This window comes from Pseudonocardia ailaonensis (assembly GCF_039531635.1).
GTDB lineage: Bacteria > Actinomycetota > Actinomycetes > Mycobacteriales > Pseudonocardiaceae > Pseudonocardia > Pseudonocardia ailaonensis.
In genome coordinates this window covers 93,546-108,908 of the sequence record NZ_BAAAQK010000017.1, presented here as the reverse complement: position 1 = coordinate 108,908, position 15,363 = coordinate 93,546, and the positions used below count along the sequence as shown (strand labels likewise).

The 15,363-nt window shown below is 69.2% G+C and carries 14 protein-coding genes; 11 read left to right on the top strand and 3 right to left on the bottom strand.

The window, feature by feature from the left end:
- The first annotated feature begins 4 nt into the window (after positions 1-4).
- The 7 genes from ABD324_RS22120 (at position 5) to ABD324_RS22090 (ending at position 6,691) form a co-directional block, all read left to right on the top strand.
- On the top strand, positions 5-1,138 hold the full coding sequence (locus ABD324_RS22120; RefSeq protein ID WP_344420258.1) for an acyl-CoA dehydrogenase family protein: 1,134 nt from the start codon (positions 5-7) through the stop codon (positions 1,136-1,138).
- A gap of 114 nt (positions 1,139-1,252) precedes the next feature.
- Positions 1,253-2,203 carry an isocitrate lyase/PEP mutase family protein gene (locus ABD324_RS22115; protein WP_344420255.1) on the top strand — a complete coding sequence of 317 codons (951 nt, stop codon included), beginning with the start codon at positions 1,253-1,255 and terminating at the stop codon, positions 2,201-2,203.
- A gap of 51 nt (positions 2,204-2,254) precedes the next feature.
- Positions 2,255-2,656, top strand: coding sequence for a putative quinol monooxygenase (locus tag ABD324_RS22110; RefSeq protein ID WP_344420252.1), 402 nt, complete (start codon positions 2,255-2,257; stop codon positions 2,654-2,656).
- Between the two features lie 120 nt (positions 2,657-2,776).
- Complete coding sequence (locus tag ABD324_RS22105) at positions 2,777-2,974, top strand: ferredoxin (RefSeq protein WP_344420249.1); 198 nt, start codon at positions 2,777-2,779, stop codon at positions 2,972-2,974.
- A 92-nt stretch (positions 2,975-3,066) separates the two neighbouring features.
- Complete coding sequence (locus ABD324_RS22100) at positions 3,067-4,518, top strand: aldehyde dehydrogenase family protein (RefSeq protein WP_344420247.1); 1,452 nt, start codon at positions 3,067-3,069, stop codon at positions 4,516-4,518.
- 58 nt (positions 4,519-4,576) lie between these two features.
- Positions 4,577-5,413 (top strand): mycofactocin-coupled SDR family oxidoreductase, encoded by an 837-nt coding sequence (locus ABD324_RS22095; protein ID WP_344420244.1) that lies wholly within the window; start codon positions 4,577-4,579, stop codon positions 5,411-5,413.
- 102 nt (positions 5,414-5,515) lie between these two features.
- Positions 5,516-6,691, top strand: coding sequence for an NAD(P)-dependent malic enzyme (locus ABD324_RS22090; RefSeq protein WP_344420242.1), 1,176 nt, complete (start codon positions 5,516-5,518; stop codon positions 6,689-6,691).
- Positions 6,692-6,695: 4 nt separating this feature from the next.
- Here ABD324_RS22090 and ABD324_RS22085 read toward each other — a convergent pair whose 3' ends face one another.
- Entirely contained in the window at positions 6,696-7,529 is an 834-nt protein-coding gene (locus tag ABD324_RS22085; RefSeq protein ID WP_344420239.1) for an SDR family NAD(P)-dependent oxidoreductase, read from the bottom strand.
- 152 nt (positions 7,530-7,681) lie between these two features.
- Here ABD324_RS22085 and ABD324_RS22080 point away from each other — a divergent pair, with 152 nt between their 5' ends.
- Together ABD324_RS22080 and ABD324_RS22075 are read left to right on the top strand one after the other, a co-directional pair.
- On the top strand, positions 7,682-8,710 hold the full coding sequence (locus tag ABD324_RS22080) for a phosphotransferase family protein (protein ID WP_344420236.1): 1,029 nt from the start codon (positions 7,682-7,684) through the stop codon (positions 8,708-8,710).
- A 37-nt stretch (positions 8,711-8,747) separates the two neighbouring features.
- Positions 8,748-10,103 (top strand): acyl-CoA dehydrogenase family protein, encoded by a 1,356-nt coding sequence (locus tag ABD324_RS22075; protein WP_344420233.1) that lies wholly within the window; start codon positions 8,748-8,750, stop codon positions 10,101-10,103.
- A 56-nt stretch (positions 10,104-10,159) separates the two neighbouring features.
- On the opposite strand, the gene ABD324_RS22070 is transcribed toward ABD324_RS22075, so the two are convergent.
- The gene (locus ABD324_RS22070; RefSeq protein WP_344420353.1) at positions 10,160-11,536 is read right to left on the bottom strand and encodes an NAD(P)-binding protein; all 1,377 of its coding nucleotides are present in this window, start codon (positions 11,534-11,536) and stop codon (positions 10,160-10,162) included.
- A gap of 22 nt (positions 11,537-11,558) precedes the next feature.
- Positions 11,559-12,737, bottom strand: a complete 1,179-nt coding sequence (locus ABD324_RS22065) for an acyl-CoA dehydrogenase family protein (protein WP_344420230.1) — start codon at positions 12,735-12,737, stop codon at positions 11,559-11,561.
- A gap of 308 nt (positions 12,738-13,045) precedes the next feature.
- Here ABD324_RS22065 and ABD324_RS22060 point away from each other — a divergent pair, with 308 nt between their 5' ends.
- Complete coding sequence (locus tag ABD324_RS22060; protein WP_344420227.1) at positions 13,046-14,302, top strand: MFS transporter; 1,257 nt, start codon at positions 13,046-13,048, stop codon at positions 14,300-14,302.
- Positions 14,303-14,319: 17 nt separating this feature from the next.
- Complete coding sequence (locus ABD324_RS22055; RefSeq protein ID WP_344420224.1) at positions 14,320-15,303, top strand: NAD-dependent epimerase/dehydratase family protein; 984 nt, start codon at positions 14,320-14,322, stop codon at positions 15,301-15,303.
- The last annotated feature ends 60 nt before the right edge of the window (positions 15,304-15,363 follow it).

The following is a 15,363-nucleotide window of genomic DNA, read 5'->3' as shown; positions in this document are numbered from 1 at the left end:
GGCCGTGCCCGTGACCCGCCGGCCGGGCTCCGCAGGCCAGGCCCCCCTCCCCGGATTCCCGTACGAGCTCCAGAAAGAGGCGACTGAGTTCGCGCAGACCTGGGTCGAGCAGCACGGGGGCTACGACGACTGCTGGATGGTCGGGCACAGCCGCGACGCGGCGCTCGCCGTCGCGGAGCGCGGCTGGATCGGTATGACGTGGCCGGAGGCGGTCGGTGGCGGCGGGCGTTCCGCACTCGAACACTTCGCAGTGCTCGAGGCCCTGATCGAGGCCGGGGTTCCCATTGCCGACTGGTGGTTCGCGGACCAGACCGTGGGCCCGGTACTCGCCGAGTACGGCAGCCCAGAACAGCGGGACCGTTGGCTCACCGACATCGTTCACGGCCGCACGCGATGGACGCTCGGCAGCGCCGAGCGCGCCGCCGGCTCCGATCCGACGCTTATGACGACCACAGCCCGACCAGACGGACCGGAGCATCTCCGCATCAGCGGGGAGAAGATGTGGGTCCAGTGGCCGGCGGACTGGTGCTACGTCATCTGCAGGATCGAGGCCGGCGGTGACTCCGCAGCCACGCCAACGATGGGTGAGTTCCTCGTCGACCTCGCCTCCGAAGGCGTCGGCTGGGAACCGCTCCGCGACTCGTCGGGATCGGAGAGCTTCGGTGTCCTCCACCTCGATAACGTGCGCATCCCACGCTCGCAGCAGATCGACCCGGGAGCCTCGCGCATCCGCCTACTCCAGGTACTCGACGCGGAGCGCGGTGGCATCGACAGGCTGGTGTCGAACCGCGCCGCCTTCGTGGACGCGGTTCGTCGACTGGACCCGGACGACTCGACCGGCCGCGAGTGGGCAGAGCGTCTAGAACTCGAGTACAGGGTCGCCCGACTGATGGTGGTCCGCTCCTCGGTGGCCCCGCCCTACTCGGGCTACGGGTCGCTGTCAAAGATCTTCTGCTCGGAGTACTCGCAACGCGTAGCGAAGTTCGTCGCCCGCGCCGCCGGTGCAGCAGGGCTACTCGAGGCCCGCCCAATTCGCGCGCAGCTGTCCGCCGGCGCCTACACCGTGATGGGCGGGACGAGCCAGGTCCTGCGTGCGGTCGCTGCTCGGCGAGTCCTTGGGCTCCCCTCGTCCCTCTGACGGTCGGCGTCCGCTTTCGGTGAGCGGAAGGAAGATCTGGCTCCCGGCAGGGAGCACGGCGATTCTAATGGCGGCTTTGCGCACGACGCTCCCATCACGACAGGCAGGTATTCCGTGATCCCAACCAGCGGAGCTGGTCGACTACGGCAGCTCCTCGCAGCGCCCGGCACCTTGACCGTCCCGGGCGCGGGCAACGCGCTCACCGCGCGACTGATCGAGGATGCGGGCTTCGAGGTCGTCTACCTCTCCGGTGCCGGTGTCGCAAACACGTTCCTCGGAGCTCCGGACATCGGACTGGTGACGCTCACCGACATCGTCGCCCACACCGCCGCGCTCCACGGGGCGGTCGGGATCCCGATCATCGTCGACGCCGACACCGGTTTCGGGAACGCCATCAACACCTGGCACGCGGTCCAGTCCCTGGAGCGTGCCGGCGCCAGTGCTATTCAGCTCGAGGACCAGACGTTTCCCAAGCGCTGCGGGCATTTCGCCGATAAGACCGTTGCCCCCGCCAGCGAAATGGTCGAGAAGATCCGCGCCGCGCGCGACGCTCGCCGCAACCCCGACACGGTCATCATCGCCAGGACGGACTCACTCGCGATCGAAGGAGTCGAGGCTGCGTGTGAGCGTGCCAATCTATACCACGACACCGGGGCGGACCTTGTGTTCGTCGAGGGACCGACGTCGATCGCCGAGATCGACCACGTCGCCAGGGCCGTCCGCGGTCCCCAGATCCTGAACCTTGTCGAGGGAGGGAGCACCCCCATCCTCGACAAGGCAGCGATCGAGGAACGCGGGTTCGCGATCGCCCTCTACGCCAACCTCGCGCTGTTGGCCGCGATCGAGTCGACCCGGGCGGTCCTCCGGCACCTCCGGTCCGCGGACGGGACCGCCCTCGACCGACCGCGCACGGCGACCTGGGCCGAGCGACAGGCAACAGTTCGCAAGTCCTGGTTCGACGACCTCGGCGCGCGTCTGGCGGATCCCGGGCAGGACGACGAGCCCCGCGTTCTCACGACCCGGATCGCGACGCCGGAGTCCAACGGTCACCTGCCCACTAGCTGACCGTCACATTCCCGAGACGCATCAACGGCGTCCGAACTCTGTGGAGGAACAATGGTCATCATCTACGCCTCGTGGAAAGTCAACGCCGCCGATCGCGACGCCTACGACGCGTGGTTCCTCGAGAAGGTCCGGGAGGCCCAGAAGGAGCCGGGAGCCATCAGGTACCAGTACCTGGTCGACATGGAGCGTCCCGGCCGCGCGATCAACTTCGAGGTCTGGGAGGACCAGGCAGCCCTCGAGAAGCACCTGCTCGCACCCGGTCACATCGAGGTCGTCCGCGACAACAGCGGCAAGTGGGGATCGTCCGACTTCGAGATCGACTTCTGGGACGACGCGCAGGGGCATCGTCATATGGATGTCCCTTCGTCCCGGAACACCGTGGGGATCCACGGCCTCGGTGAGGGCAATGCGGCCGAGAAGGAGCTCGCCGAGCGGGTCTCGGCTCAGGACTGATCGACGGCTGCAGCGGACGTGGCCACGTCGTCGGCATCCGGGCCCAACCGGCTCCGAGCGCGGCGTCCGCGCCACCACCGGCTGCAGTCCGAACCGCGACATCAAGTGGAGATGATGCTGGTGAGCCTCAGTGTGACCGTCGACTACGACCGGTGCGAGGGCCACGGGCTGTGCGTGGCCGCAGTGCCCGAGGCCTTTCAACTCGACGACAACGGCGACCTGGAGGTCCAGGAGGGCCTCAGTACGGCCGACCCCGAGAAGCTCGAGGTCGCCGTATCGATGTGCCCCGTCGCTGCGTTGTCCGCTCGGCGCGGATAGACGAGCGGCCGGCCACAGCCTCGCTCGGCAACCCGACCCGGACCGGTCGAGACGCCTCTCACCCAGACGCAACGACGCACAAGGAGGTCGTCATGACCGTCGCAGAAACAGCCTTCCCTCCCCTTCCCTCCCGGATGCTCGTCGCCGGGGACTGGGTCGACACCGGGAGCGCCGGAACACTCGAGCCCTTCAACCCGAGCACGGGGAAGGTGGCGGGCTGGCTGCCCTACGCCGGAGCCGAGGAGCTCGACCGCGCGGTGGACGGTGCGAGGACCGCGTTCGTCACCTGGCGCACGACCCCGCCTGCTGAGCGTCGCCGCGTCCTGCAGCGCGTCGCGGAGCTGATGACGACGCACATCGATGAGCTGGCACTGCTCGTCACGCGGGAGACGGGGGTACCGATCAGCCAGACCCCCTGGATGGTCCAGTACGGGATCGACTGGCTCGAGGACGCCGCCGGATGGCCCGAGAAGCTGCTGGGTGAGGTCGCACCGGGCGGACAGGGCAACCTGACGTACTCCGTCCACGAGCCGTACGGGGTAGTCGCGTCGATCGCCACCTGGAACGGCTCGGTGGGCGGGTTCGCGATGTGCGTCGCGCCTGTGTTGGCGGCCGGTTGTTCGGTCGTGGTCAAACCGTCGGAGTTGGCCCCGTTCGGGGCTCTCCGGATGGCCGAGATCTTCACGGAGGCCGGCCTGCCACCCGGTGTGCTCAGCGTCCTCGTCGGAGGGGCGGAGCTCGGCGACCGGCTCGTCCGTCATCCCGGCATCGACAAGGTCGCCTTCACCGGAGGCGGAAAGGCGGCGTCGGCGATCGCTCGAGCCTGCGCGGACTCGCTTGTTCCGTGCTTGTTCGAGCTCGGGGGGAAGTCCGCCAGCCTCGTCTTCGATGACGCGGACGTCGACCGGGCGGTGGCCGCTGCTATGCACCTGACCTTCAACGCCGGCCAAACCTGCACGGTCGGCACACGTCTCCTCGTCCAGAACGGGGTGTACGACGAGTTCGTCGACAAGTTGGGCCAGGCGATGGCGGCCACGGCCGTGGGCGACCCGCTGGCAGCCGACACCGCCATGGGCCCGCTGATCAGTGCCCGGTCACTCGCAAGGACGCTCGAGATGATCGGCCGCGCTGCCGGCGACGCTCGGCTCGTCACCGGGGGCGAGGCCGTCTCCGACGGTCCCGGCGGGTTCTTCATGCGGCCCACTCTGCTCGCGGATGTCTCCAACACCTCGGAGCTGGCCCGGACGGAGGTGTTCGGGCCCGTCGGTGCCGTGATCCCCTTCGGGGACGAGGCCGAAGCCATCGCGATCGCCAACGACACGGAGTACGGCCTCGCCGCCTATGCCTACACGTCGGATCTGACGAGGGCGCTGCGCGTCGCGTCGGCACTCGACGCCGGCGGCGTAGGCGTCAACGGTGGCACCGTGCCCGCGGGCCCGTCGATGCCCTTTGGCGGGCGGCGCCGCAGTGGCTACGGCAGACAGGGTGGTCGGGCCGGCGTCATGGAGTACATCAACACCAAGACCGTCAACATCTCGGGCTGAGTTCATCCGTTCCACACCGCACGACCACATTTCGCTTCGGACAGAGAAGGAGTCGATGATGAGTTCCGGACGGGTTGCAGGAAAACTGGCGATCATCACGGGGGCGGCACGCGGTCAGGGCCGGGCCCACGCGGTCCGGCTTGCAGAAGAGGGCGCGCGGATCGTGGCGGTCGACATCGCTGCTCCGATCGACACGGTCGAGTACGACCTGAGCACTCCCGACGACCTCGACGAGACCGTCCGCCTGGTCAAGGACGCCGGAGGCGAAGCTCGGTCGTTCGTGGCCGACGTGCGCGATCAAGCGGCGCTCGACGGCATCGTGTCGACGGTGCTGGCCGAGCTCGGACCGATCGACGTCGTGGTGGCGAATGCCGGTATTTCGACCTACGGGCCGAGCCAGGACCTGAGCGAGCAGCAGTGGCAGACCATGCTCGACATCAATCTGACCGGTGTCTGGCACACCGTCAAGGCGGCACTCCCGGCGATGATCGAGGCCGGGCGCGGCGGGTCGATCATCCTGACCAGCTCGATCAACGGCCTGAAGGGTATCGCCAACTCGACGCACTACACCGCGGCCAAGCACGGGGTCGTCGGCTTGATGCGGGGGCTGGTCCAAGAGGTGTCAGGTCACAGCATCAGGGTCAACACGGTGCACCCGACCTGCGTCGAGACCGGCATGATCATCAACGACGCCACCTACCGGCTCTTCCGGCCGGACCTGGAGAACCCGACCCTCGAGGACACACTCGAGGGATTCCAGAGCCTGCAGATGCTGCCGACTCCGTTCGTTCAGCCGGTGGACATCGCCAACGCCGTGCTGTGGCTCGCCTCGGATGAGGCTCGCTACGTCACCGGCGTGACCCTGCCGATCGACGCCGGCTGTCTGCAGAAGTAGCCGGCACCGGCGTCCACCAGCTCGACGGTGCGGCCTGGCCGGGGCCAGGCCGCACCGTCATATCGGCGACACCTTCTCGCGGGTGCGCACAAGGACCTCACCATGACACACTTCACCAAGCCGACCCCCAACGAGATCATCAACGCGCACCTGGGCGGCAAGCTGAGCACCGGGCTCACGGTCGACCTCGAGTCCTCCCGTGACCTCTCGATCTCCTACACGCCCGGCGTCGCCGACATCTGCCGCCTGATCGCGACGGCTCCCGATCGAGCAGCCTCCCTCACCTGGGCACACCGGATGGTCGCGGTGGTCAGCGACGGCAGCGCGGTGCTCGGCCTCGGTGATATCGGGCCGCGCGCGAGCCTGCCCGTCATGGAGGGCAAGTCGGCGCTCTTCAAACGATTCGGCGGGCTCGACTCGGTCCCACTGGTGCTCGACACTCAGGATGTCGACGCGATCGTGGAGACCCTGGTCCGCCTGCGTCCGTCTTTCGGCGCCGTCAACTTGGAGGACATCTCCGCCCCCCGCTGCTTCGAGCTGGAGCAGCGGCTCATCGATGCGCTCGACTGTCCAGTCATGCACGACGACCAGCACGGTACGGCGATCGTCCTCCTGGCTGCGTTGAAGGGTGGGTGCGCGGTCCTGGGACGTGCACTGGACGGTCTGCGAGTGGTGATCTCCGGCGCGGGCGCGGCGGGGGTCGCGTGTGCGCGGATCCTCCTCCGTGCGGGGGTGTCCGACCTCGTCGTCGTGGATTCCCAGGGCATCATCGGCTCGGACCGGGGCGGCATCAAGGGTTCACTCGCCGCGGTGAGCAACCCCCGGGGAGTGAGGGGCGGGATCGGCGCCGCCATTCACGATGCCGACGTCTTCGTTGGCTTGTCGGGCGCCACGCTGCCGGACGGTCTCGTCGCGATGATGGCGCCCGAAGCCATGGTCTTCGCCCTGTCGAACCCTGATCCCGAGGTCACGCCCGAGGTCGCTGCCCGGTCGGCCTCGATCGTCGCCACCGGCCGCAGCGACTACCCCAATCAGATCAACAACGTGCTCGCCTTCCCCGGTGTCTTCAGGGGCGCGCTCGACGCCGGTGCCCGGACGATCAGTGAGTCCATGAAGCTGGCCGCGGCGGACGCGATCTTCCGGGTCGCCGAGGAGAACCTCAGCCCCACCCGAATCGTGCCCGACCCCTTCGATCCTCGAGTGGCACCCGCGGTCGCCGCCGCAGTCGCGGCAGCGGCGACCGCGACGGCTTCCAACCCGCAGCGACTCGTCGGCTGACGTCCTAGTCCTCGCGCGGACCGCCGAACGAGTTCCTCGCCCGCTCCCAGCGCTCCTCGTCGTTGCCGGACCTCCAGGTGTCGAGCGCGGCGGCGGAGACCGGGTCGCAGCCGCGGCGGACCGGACCCGTGCCGTCGAGGAGGTCGTCGACGATCCTCGACGCCGCCTCGGCCGGTTCGGTCCGCGTAGCCTTGGCTCCCCGACCCGCGGGGAACGCGCGCTCGGCCAACGAGGCATATCGCGGATCAGCCGCGGCGTCCGGCGGGCGGAACATCGTCGAGTCCCGCAGCATGTCGGTCTCGATCGGACCGGGCACGAGCTCCAACACCCGGATCCCGAACCCCATGACCTCCAGCCGCAGGATATCGGTGATCGCGCTGACTGCGGCTTTGCTGCCGCAGTAGGTGCCGAAGAACGGGCGCGGCGCCAGGATCGCCGCGCTGGTCACGTTGCCGATCACTCCGCCTCCCGCGGTTCTGAGCACCGGTATCGCCTGACGTGTGACTTCGAGAGTGCCGAACACGTTCGTCTCGAACACGGTCCGCCACTCCTCGCGGTCGGTGCTCTCCACGGGGAGGTACGCGCGCCGCACTCCCCCGTTGTTCACCAGGATTCTCAGGTCCGACGGGAAGGCGATCTCGCCCGGGTCGCGCAGATCCAGCCGCAGGAGCTCGACCGAGCCCACGCGTCCTTCGCGTCGACGCTCGAGGGATCGCGCGGCATCCGGATCACGGACCCCCGCGACGACGTCGAACCCGCGATCTGCCAGGGCGAGCGCCACGGCCCGCCCGAGCCCCCGGCTTGCCCCCGTCACCAGTGCGCTTCCTTCGATCTCCATCTCGGGGAGTCTGGCCGCCGCAGGTCGGTTGCCGCCAGTGGCGGCTTCCGCCGTGCGGATATCCGCCCATCGGAAGCCGCTGCTTCGTCAAGTCGGGGGACGCGCCCCAGAATTGGGGACGACCACGACAGTCGGAGAGGTGCTGCCCGTTCATGGACGAACTCGAGGGTCTGATCGACCGGGACCGACTCGAATCCTGGGCCGGTTCCACGCTTCCTGGCGATGACGGCCCACTGGCCGTCCGCCGGATCACGACGGGCGGCGCGAACGAGCTGTTCGAATTGCGCCGACGTGACCAGGTCTGGGTGCTGCGCAGGCCGCTACGCGTGCCGCAGGACGCCGCGGCGAGCAACCGCATCATGGCGCGCGAGTTCCGGGTGCTCGGCGCTCTGGCCGGCACCACGGTGCCTCACCCGAAGCCCGTTGCTCTGTGTGAGGATCCCGGTGTCATCGGGGCCGCCTTCTACATCATGGAGCGGGTCGAGGGAATCACCACTGACGGCGCCCTCCCCGACGTCTTCGCCCACGACCCGCAGGCGCAGCGCAACATCGGGCTCGAGGCCATCGACGCGCTGGCCGCGCTCCACCGTGTCGACTGGCAGGCCGCCGGGCTCGCCGACTTCGGCCGCCCGGACGGCTTCCTCAACCGTCAGGTCGACCGTTGGCTCAGCCATCTCGACAGACATCGTGTCCGGGAGATCGAGGGAATCGACGAGGTCGGTTCCTGGCTCCGGGAGCACCAACCGGTGTCCGGCCCGCCGACGATCATGCACGGTGACTACACCCCGCACAACTGGATGTTCGCCGCGGCCCCGCCCACCCGGCTCGTCGCCGTCGTGGACTGGGAGCAGTCGACCATCGGCGACCCCCTGATGGACCTCGGACATCTGCTGGCGGGATGGGCCGATCCGGGTGAGCCCCCGCGCTTCGCCTCCTACCTCGAGCCGCGCGACCATCTTCCGAGCCGCGCCGAGCTGCTGGAGAGGTATGCCACCGCCACGGGCCGGGACGTCTCCATGAGCAGCTACTACGAAGTCATGGCGCTCTACAAGCTGGCCTGCGTCATGGAGGGGAACTACACGCTCTTCGCCACCGGCCGGAGTACCACCGAGAAGCATCGGCGTGCGGGCGAGCTGGTACCTCGGCTCGTGCAGGCGGCCCTCGCGACCTCAGCGGGTTGATCGAACACTACAACCACAACGACAGGAGCATTCCGGCATGGCCTGGGACTTCGAGACACCGCCCGAACTCGCAGCGCAGCTGAGCTGGGTGCGGGAGTTCGTCGCCGACGAGGTCGAGCTGTTGGACCATGTCATCGGAAATCCGCACGACACGACGGACCCGGTTCGCAACGAGCTCGTTCGGCCGCTCCAAGAGGAAGTACGGCGTCGTGGCCTCTGGGCCGCCCACCTGACCCGCGTCCACGGAGGCGCCGAGTTCGACCAGGTGGCCTTCGTCCTGCTCAACGAGCAGCTCGGCCGGAGCCGGGCTGCTCCGGTCGTGTTCGGCTGCCAGGCGCCGGACGCCGGGAACCAGGAGATCCTGAGCCAGTTCGGATCTCCGGGCCAACGGGAACGGTTCCTCGTCCCTTCCGTCGCCGGAGACATCGCCACCTGCTTCGCGGTGACCGAACCGACCGGAGGGGCGGACCCGACGCGCTACCGAACGCGCGCCGACAAGGTCTCCGGAGGCTGGGAGCTGCACGGCCGCAAGTGGTTCGCCAGCGGGTTCGGCTATGCCGGCTGGGCGCTCGTCATGGCGACGACCGACGACACCGCGCCCCGCCACGACCGCGCCACGATGTTCATCCTCCCGACGGACCTGCCGGGGATCCGGATCGAGCGCCGGGTCGCGAGCGGGATGGCACCCGAGGGCCCCATCCATGCCTTCGTCACCTTCGACGGCGTGCACGTGCCCGACGACCTCGTCCTCGGTTCACCGGGCGAGGGCTTCCGGCTGATGCAGCAGCGGCTGGGACGGGCGCGGTTGGCACTCGCCGCGCGGATGTGCGGCCTCATGCGGTGGGCCTTCGAGCTCATGCAGGAGCGGGCGGTCTCCCGCGAGGTCGGACCCGGTCTGCTCGGGAGCCAGCAGCTCGCCCAGAAGGCGATCGCCGACACCTGGACGGACATCGAGACCTTCCGGCTGCTCCTCCTGCGGACCGCGTGGCGGCTCGACCGGGACGATGACCTGCGGCGGGCTCGGGCCGACATCAGCGCGGTGAAGTCGCTGCTGCCGGAGGTACTGAACAAGGTCGCGCGCCGGGCCGCGCAGCTCCACGGGTCGCTCGGCGCGTCGCAGGAGATGCCGTTCGTCGCCATGGCCGCTCAGGCGTTGTCCGTCGGGGTCGCCGACGGCCCGAGCGAGGTACACACCCAGGCTCTCGCCCGGGCGCTGCTCCGCGGGATCGAGCCGAGTCCGGACCTGTTCCCCAGCTACCACCTGCCGAGGCGACGAGCCGAGGCGTACCGACGCCATCGAGCGGTGATCGAGCGTTTCGGAAGAGTCATCCCTGAGGACGTGTCCTCGGCCTCTGGGGAATCGGGCGAGAGACTCGCCACCTCGTCCGGCTGATCACGGGGGGCCGGGTCGCGGACGCGGTCGGGCCCCTCGACCGGAGACCGACGAGATCACTCGGCCGGTACCGCCGCTTCCGTGCCCCTCGCTGCAGCCAGCATCGCGTCGATGTGCGCGATCTTGACCCGTTCGGCCCCACCGCGCGTGCGGCCCAGTCCGACCTCCGCGTCGTCGAGACGCTGCCAGTCCGTCCACACCACCGGAACGATGCCGAGCTCGGCCAGCCGACGGTCGATCGCTTCCGGATCGGGCTCGACCGCAGCGGGGAGCGCCCCGAGATCACTCAGTACTGCACCGGCGGTCTCCTCGCCGCATGCCTTGTTCGTTCCGATGACACCCGTCGGCCCCCGCTTCAGCCAGCCGGTGACGTAGCAACCGGTGAGGGTTCGGTCCCCGTCGACGACCCGCCCACCGACATTGGGCACGATCCCGCGGATCGGGTCGTGGGGCAGCCCGTCGATCGGCTCGCTGCGGTAACCGATGGCACGGACGACGAGCCCGGCATGGATGAGTTCCTCCTCCCCGGTTCCGACCAGCCGGCCGTCGCGCACCTCGGTGCGTTCCACGACCAGGCCCACCACTCGTCCGCCCTGCCCGACCAGCCGACGAGGGGTGCGGAGGAAGTGGAGGTGAACGCGGCGGCGCCCCGGGTCCCTCGCGGGCACGGTCGAGTCGGCCCAGCTGCCGAGGATCGCCAGGTTCTGGGCCTGCCGGCGCTCGAGAGCCCCGGCGTCCACCGAGGCGATGACATGGCGGTCCTCGACGATCACGTCGACGCCTTCCAGTGCACCCAGCTGACGGAGCTCAGGCGAAGTGAACTTCACGTGCTCCGGACCGCGCCGGACGACGATGTGCACATCGGACACCTCGCTGCGCCGCAACAGCTCCAGGACGTCGTCGGGCACGTCGGTGCTCGCCAACTCGCCGGGCGACCGGACCAGGATGCGGGCGATGTCGAGCGCCACGTTGCCGGCCCCCACCACGACTGCACCGCTGTGCGCGAGGTCGGGACGGACCGCAATGTGGTCGGGGTGGCCGGAGTACCAGCTCACGAATTCTCCCGAGCCGTGGCTGCCCTCCAATGTCTCCCCGTCGATACCGAGGCCACGGTCGGAGATGCTGCCCGAGGCCCAGACAACGGCATGGTAGTGCTCACGGAGGACTTCGGCGGACAGGCCTGCAGGCCCGACGGGCACGTGGCCGAGGAACCGAACGCCCGAGCTTTCCATGAAGGGCCGCTGCAACGCCCGGGTCACCGACTTCGTACGGAGGTGATCGGGAGCGACGCCGTAGCGCACCAACCCGAAGGGTGCGGGAAGCCGGTCGAACACGTCGACGGCCACGGGTGTTCCGGTCGATACGAGCGCCGCCGCCGTGTAGAGACCGGACGGTCCGGCCCCGATGACGGCGACGCGGAAGGGGGTCTGCATCCGGAGCTTCTTCCTCTGGGGCTCAGGCGCCGACGTGATCGGCGCTGATGGGGAGCGAGCGGCCACCGGCAGTGGCGCGAGCTCGCCACTTCGCCGGCGTGCCGAACAGACGGACGCCCGCGGAGGCCCGGCGGATATGGAGATGCGCGGAGCCGGTCCACAGAAATCCACTTCCGCCCTGGACCTGTGCAGCCCTTGCGGCACAGCGGCTGTACGCCTCGGCGCAGCAGGCCGCGGCCAGGGCGACCGCCGTCGGGCCGTTGTCCGCGTCCCCGGTGGTGTGGTCTCTTCCGTCCTGCATGCATCGCACGGCGTGGTCGAGTGCCACCCGGGCGACCTCGAGATCGATCAGGGTGTCGACGCAGAGCGTCTGCACCGCCTGGAAGGTTCCGACCGGGCGTCCGAACTGTTCGCGCTCACACGCATGACCCACGGCTGTCTCCAGGACAGCCAGCATGCCGCCCACGTGTTCCGCAGCCAGAGCGAGGGCCGCCAGGTCGAGGGCGGCGTCCAGGATGTGGCGTCCCTGTCCCGGGACTCCGACCGGCTGCGCCGCCACGGACCGGAACTCCAAGTCCGCCAGCCTGCGGGTGCGATCGGCGACGTGCAGCGGCGATCGACGGATCTGCCGGGCACCGTCGCCTTCGACGATGTAAAGCGACGGACCCTGTTGGCTGTCGGCAACGACAAGCACGACGTTGGCGTTCATCCCGTCGAGCACGAAGTGCGCCCGGCCCTCCAGCGCCCACCGGTCCCCGTCCTGCGTCGCGGCCACAGGCGCAGGCGCCCAGTCACCCTCCGACGTCAGGACCTCCCCCGCGAATGCGAGGGTGGCGGTCGTCCGACCAGCCGCGAGCAGCGGCAGGAGGCGGCTACTCACCCGCACGTCGTCTGCCTTCAGAAGCGCCTCTGACGCGAGCACAGCTGTCGCCATGAAGGGAACAGGCACCAAGGTGCGTCCGAGCTCGACCTGAACAGCTGCCAGCGAATGCAGGTCCCGACCCGGACCCCCGAGCTCACCGGGGACCACCAGACCGAGCAGTCCGCGGTCCGACAACGCTGCCCACAGGGTCGGGTCGACACCGCCTTCCGACTCCACGATGCCGCGGGCCCGCTCGGGCGGGCACATCGCCGCCACGAGATCCGCTACACCGTCACCCAGCGATGACGGGCCCGACGCTCGTCCTACCTCGGATCGCACAGCACTCCCCCGGTCGCGGTCAGCGAGGTGATCCTCCCTGTCCCGACGGGCAGCAGGAAGACGGAATTACCGCTGCGCGGAAGCCGTGGATTGGCCCTTGTCGCCTCTGCCCTCATCCTCGACACGGCGTGGCCATGCGAAGGCGCGATCCGGGTCTTGACAGGGACGCGGGCGCCCATCAAGCGGGGGCCTGAGACACGCTTCCTCTACCGGACCCAGAGCGGAGATCACCGATGACTTCCGAGCACGTCGACACATCACCCACACCCGCGGAACCCGCGGCGCCACCAGCCTCGACGACGAGGCGCGTGGCAGCGGCCGGCTTCGTCGGTACCTTCATCGAGTACTACGACTTCGCGCTCTACGGCCTCCTGACCGTCTACTTCTCGCAGCAGTTCTTCCCGGCCGACAGCCCCTCCACCTCGTTCCTCATCAGCCTTGCCGTGTTCGGGGCGGGCTTCGTGGCGAGGCCGATCGGCGGAATCCTCTTCGGCCTCCTCGGTGACCGCCGGGGCCGCCGGACGGCGTTGGTCGCGTCCCTCGTCCTGATGGGCGCCAGCTCCGGCCTGATCGGGCTGCTGCCGACGACGGCGTCGATCGGCGTCTGGGCCACCGTCCTCCTGGTCGCCCTCCGCCTGCTGCAGGGCGTCTCAGCAGGCTCTGAGCTCCCCGGTTCCATCACGTTCATCATGGAGTCGACGCCGGCAGAGAAGCGGACCTTCCTGATGTCCATGACCCCGTTCGGCTCCTCGCTGGGTGTCGCCACCGCGACAGCCATGGCCTGGGTGCTCGGCGCCACCGCCGACAAGGCCTGGATGATGTCGACGGGCTGGCGGATCCCATTCCTGGTCAGTATCCCGTTGACGCTCGTCGCCCTGTGGATCCGGACCCGCGTCCCGGACTCCCCGGAGTTCCAGAAGCTCGTCGCGGAGCGCAAGGTCGCCGAGGCCCCTCTGGCCGAGCTGTTCCGGCGGCACTGGCGCATCATCCTGGTCGCCAGTTTCGTCGCCATCGGGGTCAACGGCAGCCCGGCTCTCATCGCGTACTTCTCGACGTTCCTGGTCGGCGGTCGGCAGATCGCGGCGAGCACCGTCTTCGGTGCGCTCACCATCGCGAGCCTCGTCGGCACCCTCGGCATCCCGATCGTCGGCCGTCTCGCGACCCGACACGGTCGAGCCCGTGTCGCTCGCTACTGTCTCCTGCTCGTCGCCGTCGCGACCGTGCCGATCTTCCTCATCCTCGCCAGCGCCACCTCGTTCGGCGCAATCGTGGTCGCGATGTCGTTGTACACCCTCGTGGCTTTCAGCCTCATGCCGGCCGTGTTCCCGCTGGTGGCGAGCACCTACCCGACAGAGGTCCGCTACACCGGGAACAACTTGTCCCAGACCATCGGCACCATTCTCGGAGCGGGCCTGGCGCCGTTCGCCGTCGCGCAGCTCTCGCTGGGCGCGGGCTTCGTCGCGGGACCGATCATCTGGATGGGCCTCATGGTCGTCATCGGCTACGTCGGGCTCGCGCTACTCATGCGGGTGCGGCGGCAGAGACGACTCGACCCCGCTGCCTGAGACCGGAGGATCGACACGTGTCCGATCTCTTGCCACTTCGGAACAAGCGGATCGTCGTCACCGGCGCGACCGGGCTGCTCGGCAGGCCCCTTTGCTCTGCCCTCGCCAAGGAGAACGAGGTCGTGGCGGCCGCTCGCTTCGGGGACCCGGCGACCGCCGACGCACTCCGCGCTGAGCGCGTCGAGCCGGTCGGTTTCGACCTCCAGAACGACGATCTCTCCGTACTGCCGGCCAGCGCGGACGTCGTCTTCCACCTCGGGGCGTCGACGATGGTCGCGGGGTCGGCGACGCCGGAGCAGAACCATTTGATGGAGGTCAACGTCCGGGCGACGGGTCGGCTGCTCAGTCGCTACCGGTCGGCATCGGCGTTCGTCTACGCGAGCTCAGGCGCGGTCTACGCCTACCAGGGTGGTCGCCCCGTGCACGAGGAGGACCCTCTCGCGCTGCTGCCAGGGCTCGAGGACTACAGCATGAGCAAGATCGCCGCGGAGCAGGTCGTGCAGTCTCTCGCCCGGGAGTGGCGCACGCCGACGGTCATCCTGCGGATCGTCGGCCTCTACAGCGAGCGCGGCGGACTGCTGGCCAACCGTGTCGACAAGGTCGCGAGAGGTGAGCCTGTGGCGATCCGCCGGGGCGCGGCCAACGAGACGACAGCGATGTACGAGACGGACTTCGTCGAGAAGATCATCCGGGCACCGTCGGTCGCCGATGTCCCTCCCCGTGTCCTGAACTTCACGGGCACCCAGACGGTGACGGTGCCCGAATGCTGCCGGCTGGCCGGCGAGCTGCTGAGGACGATCCCACGGCTCGCTCAGTCGGAGGAAGCGGCGCATTCGGTCCTCCTCGATACCACCCGCATGCAGGATGCCCTCGGCGCGACGTCGGTCGGCGTTGCCGAAGGCATCGCCCGGGTCGTCGAAGCCGGACCGGCGGCACGGCTAAGCAGTTGGTCGAGCTGGGGAGCCGGGACTCGACCGGCTCCCGCCGGTCGATCGTCCTGACCTTGCCGAGTCCGGTCTCACCGGCGACGGGCCCGATCCGCCCGAAGCCCCCGGGAAGAG